Below are 4,314 nucleotides of genomic sequence, written 5' to 3' on the forward strand. Positions count from 1 at the left end.
AGTGCGGTGAAGACGTTCCGGCATCGGAAGCGGAGCGCCGTAGAAGCGACGCTGTTGACGATTGTCATGATGTGTGTGCGGGAATGGGAAGACGTTGTAATGGACGATTGCGAAATATTTGTAGCTGTTTCACAAGAGGACCGCTGCCGCATCAGCGTGAAGCTATCCGTCCGGTATGGGGCGTCGGTACTCGCGGTTTGCCGGCAGCTGCTGCAGCAAATTGCTGAGGAGATCGCCGCGATGACGCCATACAGCGCCGAGTCGGTCGATGTGACGGTCAAACGGCTTGTCGCGACGTAAAAACGCATGAGAAAAGAGCTCTCATGCGTTTTTTCTTTACTCTTTCGTCTTTTCAATTTCGCGTTTGACTTGCTCCAATACTTTTTGGCATTGGCCGACAAGGGAAGATGGAAAATGCTCATCTTCGCCATATTCAACGCCATGCGGATAGTAATGTTTCCCTAAAATCGGTGTGAGCAGTTTAATGAGTGCATAGCGCGAGTCGACATCCCCTTCGATCGCGTACCCTTGAACACGCAAATAGTATGTTCCCTCTTTAATCACGTATTTCCGGTCGTATGTGACCCGTTCGTAATCCCACTGCGCCGCGCGTACAAAACCGTGGCGCGCCATGATGTCATCAAGGAGGGACAGTTCAACCGTTTGATTTTCAAGACCGCTATTGTCAAATTTCATGTTTCTTCCTCCTAACAACGCAGGTATGTAAAGCGCCAAAAAGGAAATCGTCCCCTCATTTATAATAGTACGAAAACGGTTTGCATTTCAACGAATTGTTTGCCATTGTTTCTGTTTTGCTTGCATTTTTTCTCGCTGCCGGATGCACAATAAAAGCAGAAAGGAGAGACGGACAATGCAAACGGTTCGGGACATCATGTCGACGGATGTACAATATTGCACCCCGCTTGACAACATGTATGAAGTGGCTGTAAAAATGCGTGAATTTAATGTTGGCGCCATTCCGATCGTCGATCAAGGCCGCCTCGTCGGAATGATTACGGACCGCGATTTAGTCGTGCGCGGCATCGCGGAAAAACATCCGGGTTCAACGGCGGTGACCGAAGTGATGAGCCGCGAGCTGGTGACGGTGTCGCCGGACGATTCCGTGCAAAAAGCGGCGGACATCATGGCGCGCCATCAAATTCGCCGTCTCCCGGTCGTTGAAGGCGGCCGTTTAGTCGGCATCGTTGCCCTCGGCGACTTGGCGACGAACCGTTATTCGGATGAGAGCGCCGGCCGTGCGCTTAGCGAGATTTCTGAACAACATCGCGTCCATTGACTGAATACGGACAGACATTGTTTCTTGAAGGGAAGGGCGGTCTTTTTGGACGCCCCTTTTTTTTGCCTGTGAAAAACGGCTATAATGGCAATAAGGAGATTGTTGCAGAAAGCGGGAGTTGCCGTGTGAAATGGTTTTTTCTTTTTTTGTTCTTATTGATCGGGTTTTACTATTTTGTGCCGAGTCCGCCGCCGCAAAGCCCTCCGGAGCAGCCCAAAACAAATGGATACACGCTGAAAGAACCGAAAGCAACCGCCGGCGTCGCTGTGTTGATCGGCCGGCCGGCGCAAGAGGCGGAAAAGCAGTTCGGCGCGCCGGATCGAATTGATCCGTCAGCTTATGGCTACGATTGGTGGGTGTACAGCCGCCGCCCTGAATCGTATTTCCAAATCGGGGTGCTTGGCGGCAAAATCGTCACGGCTTTAGTCGGCGGGGAAAAGGTGAACGTCGAGCCGTTTGCGATTGGCCAGCGTCTGCAGACGATTTTCCAAACGATGCCCGTCCTGTCCAACATTAAGATTACACTAAACAGCGGGACGTACCGGTTTGAGCTGTCGGAACAAGATTATTCCTCAAGACCGGTCGTTAAAGTGGGAGAGGCGTATGCCCAGCTGTACATCGACCGGTTTACCGGCCGTGTGGCCGCTGTTCGCCTCATGGACGCAGAAACGTTTGTGAAACTGCGGCCGTATGAGCTTGTGTACCGCGGCCGCCTGCCCGCGGCTACCCCGTTGTCAGAGAAAGAACAGCGGCAGGTCGATGCGGCCAATGCGAAGCAAATTTTTGACTGGACGAACTTGATCCGCCGCCGTCATGAGCTCCCCCCCCTTGTCTGGGACAGCAAAGCCGCCATGGCTGCCGCCAAGCATAGCCAGGATATGCATGACCACCAGTTCTTCTCTCATGAATCGCCGCAATACGGCGATTTATCCAAACGGCTTGGCGCCTTGGGCGTTTCATTTCAGCTCGCTGGGGAAAATATTGCCGCTCATCAAGTAGATGGCGTCGAGGCGACGGTTGGGTGGCTGAACAGCCAAAAGCACCGGGAAATTATGCTGAATGCGGAATTTACCCACCTTGGCGTCGGCGTTTATGCCGATTATTATACGCAAAATTTCCTGACGCCGCTATGAAAATTTGGGCGCACCTTTGCCTGCTGGGAGCGATATGATATGGCAGATAGGCATGAGTGGATGAAAGGGATGAAAACGGTTATGGCCAAGCCTCTGCATCCTTCCGTTGAACAGTTCAAACAGTTTGTCAAAAAACACCCGAAACTCATTCAAGAGGTGCGCAGCGGCAAAAAGACGTGGAAGCAAGTGTATGAGGACTGGTACTTGTTCGGAGAGGATGACGACATATGGGAACCGTACCGAGACGCAGGCGGCAAGGAGAAAAGAGAGGAAAAGGGAGCAAGCAAATGGCTTGATAAGCTCGCGGCGATGCTTGGACAGCTTGACGCGGCAGAAGTGCAAAAACACTTGGCAAGCGTCCAACAGGCCCTCGCTGCGATCCAGGGCATTCTGTCTGAATTTCAAGGAGCCAGTCCGCAACGGCCCAACAAAGAGGAGCATCCGTTTTCGTTTCGCCAAGACTAAAGGGTGGTAGCAATGAGAAGAGATGTATGGCAATATGTGCAGGCAAACCCGATGTTGCGCGCGTTTGTTCGTGAACAGCCGCGCTGGTACCGGCTGCTCGCTCGCCGTCCGCACGAGCTGTCGGCGCTCCAGTTGGCCGCCTTGCGCCATTACGGGCAGACGATCCCCGATAAAGTAGAAAAAATTTCCCAATCGTTGCAGATGGCCTCTCTCATGTGGCAAATGTTTAAAGCGCTGCGCGACTAATTTGGCGGCAAACGGCAAAGACTAGCTCTGAAAGGGAGTGATGCCTTTGCCGAAATGGCTTGTATGGTTCGGGTGTGTGGTGCTGTTATGGGCGTATGCCGGCGGACGGCCGGAGACGGCAGCGGCCGCTGTTCATGCGCCGACAGCGAATCACCCATGGCATGTCAAATATGAAGTGAAAGGGCATGACGTGCTCGTGGAATGTTTGGCCGCGCAATTTCCGTTTCGCAAAGGAGAGGGGGGCGGCCATATCAACGTGTATCTCAATGGACAGAAAATGACGGAAGTGTATACGGCCGCCTTTATCGTGCGCGGCCTGCCAAGCGGAAAGCATATGATCCGCCTTGAGCTCGTCTATAACGATGGAAAGATGACCGGCATGATGCATGAATTTGAAGTGACGATCCCGTAAAGCTCGACAGGAGACAAGGCTATCCGGCAGAGTCTCTTTCTGCCTTCGGATAGTCTTTTTTTGCGCTCTTCTTTTCCTTCATGATCTCCTCCCTTTCCATTTTCCTTTTATTCATGGTATGATGAAAGATGGAGGTGCTATATTTGTGAGGATCGCTACTCTCGAGCGCATCGAGATTTTGGATAAAGCAGAATCGTTGGCGAAAATGGTTATTGAGTCGGAGGTGGCGGATGAATACCGCCGCGCGTTTCGGCGGCTCAAACAAGACCGCCGCGCTCAGCAGCTGATCGCCCGTTTCGTCAAGCTGAAAGAGCGGTATGAGGAGGTGCAGCGCTTCGGCAAATACCATCCCGATTACCGCAACGTGATGAAAGAAGTGCGTGAGGCGAAACGGGAGCTTGATTTGCATGAGACGGTGGCCGCCTTTAAAGAGTCGGAAAAAGCGCTGCAACAGCTGCTTGATGACATTAGCGTGTTGATCGGCAAGGCTGTCTCGGAACATGTCAAAGTGCCGACCGGGAACCCGTACTTCCTGTCAGCCGGCTGTTCCGGCGGCTGCAGATCCGGCGGAGGCTGCGGCTGCCGAGCATAGAAAAAGGGGAAAGGACTATGTTTCCAAAACGGCAAGGGATTATCGTTTGGCTTCATTCATTGAAATACGGGAAGCAGCTGCGCAAATTCGGCAACATTCACTATATTTCAAAGCGGCTGAAATATGCCGTTCTGTACTGCGACATGGAGCAAGTCGACCATGTGATGAA

At 52.5% G+C, this 4,314-nt stretch carries 9 protein-coding genes; 8 read left to right on the forward strand and 1 reads right to left on the reverse strand.

Going from position 1 to position 4,314, the window contains the following annotated elements:
• The coding region (locus IKE44_RS10005; protein ID WP_287465795.1) for an Asp23/Gls24 family envelope stress response protein at positions 1–300 on the forward strand (300 nt) is incomplete at its 5' end.
• Between the two features lie 36 nt (positions 301–336).
• Here IKE44_RS10005 and IKE44_RS10010 read toward each other — a convergent pair.
• On the reverse strand, positions 337–696 hold the full coding sequence (locus tag IKE44_RS10010; protein ID WP_033016183.1) for a YugN family protein: 360 nt from the start codon (positions 694–696) through the stop codon (positions 337–339).
• 175 nt (positions 697–871) lie between these two features.
• Here IKE44_RS10010 and IKE44_RS10015 point away from each other — a divergent pair, with 175 nt between their 5' ends.
• From IKE44_RS10015 to IKE44_RS10045, 7 genes are all read left to right on the forward strand, one after another.
• On the forward strand, positions 872–1,297 hold the full coding sequence (locus IKE44_RS10015; RefSeq protein ID WP_033010272.1) for a CBS domain-containing protein: 426 nt from the start codon (positions 872–874) through the stop codon (positions 1,295–1,297).
• A gap of 125 nt (positions 1,298–1,422) precedes the next feature.
• Positions 1,423–2,430 (forward strand): CAP domain-containing protein, encoded by a 1,008-nt coding sequence (locus tag IKE44_RS10020; protein WP_033016182.1) that lies wholly within the window; start codon positions 1,423–1,425, stop codon positions 2,428–2,430.
• 81 nt (positions 2,431–2,511) lie between these two features.
• On the forward strand, positions 2,512–2,895 hold the full coding sequence (locus tag IKE44_RS10025) for a YlbD family protein (RefSeq protein ID WP_033010270.1): 384 nt from the start codon (positions 2,512–2,514) through the stop codon (positions 2,893–2,895).
• Between the two features lie 12 nt (positions 2,896–2,907).
• Positions 2,908–3,141, forward strand: a complete 234-nt coding sequence (locus IKE44_RS10030) for a YlbE-like family protein (RefSeq protein WP_033010269.1) — start codon at positions 2,908–2,910, stop codon at positions 3,139–3,141.
• A gap of 40 nt (positions 3,142–3,181) precedes the next feature.
• Positions 3,182–3,553: a hypothetical protein gene (locus IKE44_RS10035; protein ID WP_033010268.1), complete on the forward strand. Its 372-nt coding sequence runs from the start codon at positions 3,182–3,184 to the stop codon at positions 3,551–3,553.
• Positions 3,554–3,698: 145 nt separating this feature from the next.
• Entirely contained in the window at positions 3,699–4,145 is a 447-nt protein-coding gene (locus IKE44_RS10040; RefSeq protein WP_049624347.1) for a YlbF/YmcA family competence regulator, read from the forward strand.
• Positions 4,146–4,162: 17 nt separating this feature from the next.
• Positions 4,163–4,314: DUF2129 domain-containing protein (locus IKE44_RS10045; RefSeq protein ID WP_287465799.1), on the forward strand; the 152-nt coding region annotated here is incomplete at its 3' end.

Origin of the sequence: Geobacillus sp., assembly GCF_017515625.1 — a bacterium.
Taxonomy (GTDB): Bacteria; Bacillota; Bacilli; order Bacillales; family Anoxybacillaceae; genus Geobacillus; species Geobacillus stearothermophilus.

Coding starts and splice junctions, on each gene's coding strand:
- IKE44_RS10010 (WP_033016183.1), bottom strand. CDS start 696: ATGAAATTTGACAATAGCGGTCTTGAAAATCAAACGGTTGAACTGTCC.
- IKE44_RS10015 (WP_033010272.1), top strand. CDS start 872: ATGCAAACGGTTCGGGACATCATGTCGACGGATGTACAATATTGCACC.
- IKE44_RS10025 (WP_033010270.1), top strand. CDS start 2,512: ATGGCCAAGCCTCTGCATCCTTCCGTTGAACAGTTCAAACAGTTTGTC.
- IKE44_RS10030 (WP_033010269.1), top strand. CDS start 2,908: ATGAGAAGAGATGTATGGCAATATGTGCAGGCAAACCCGATGTTGCGC.
- IKE44_RS10035 (WP_033010268.1), top strand. CDS start 3,182: ATGCCTTTGCCGAAATGGCTTGTATGGTTCGGGTGTGTGGTGCTGTTA.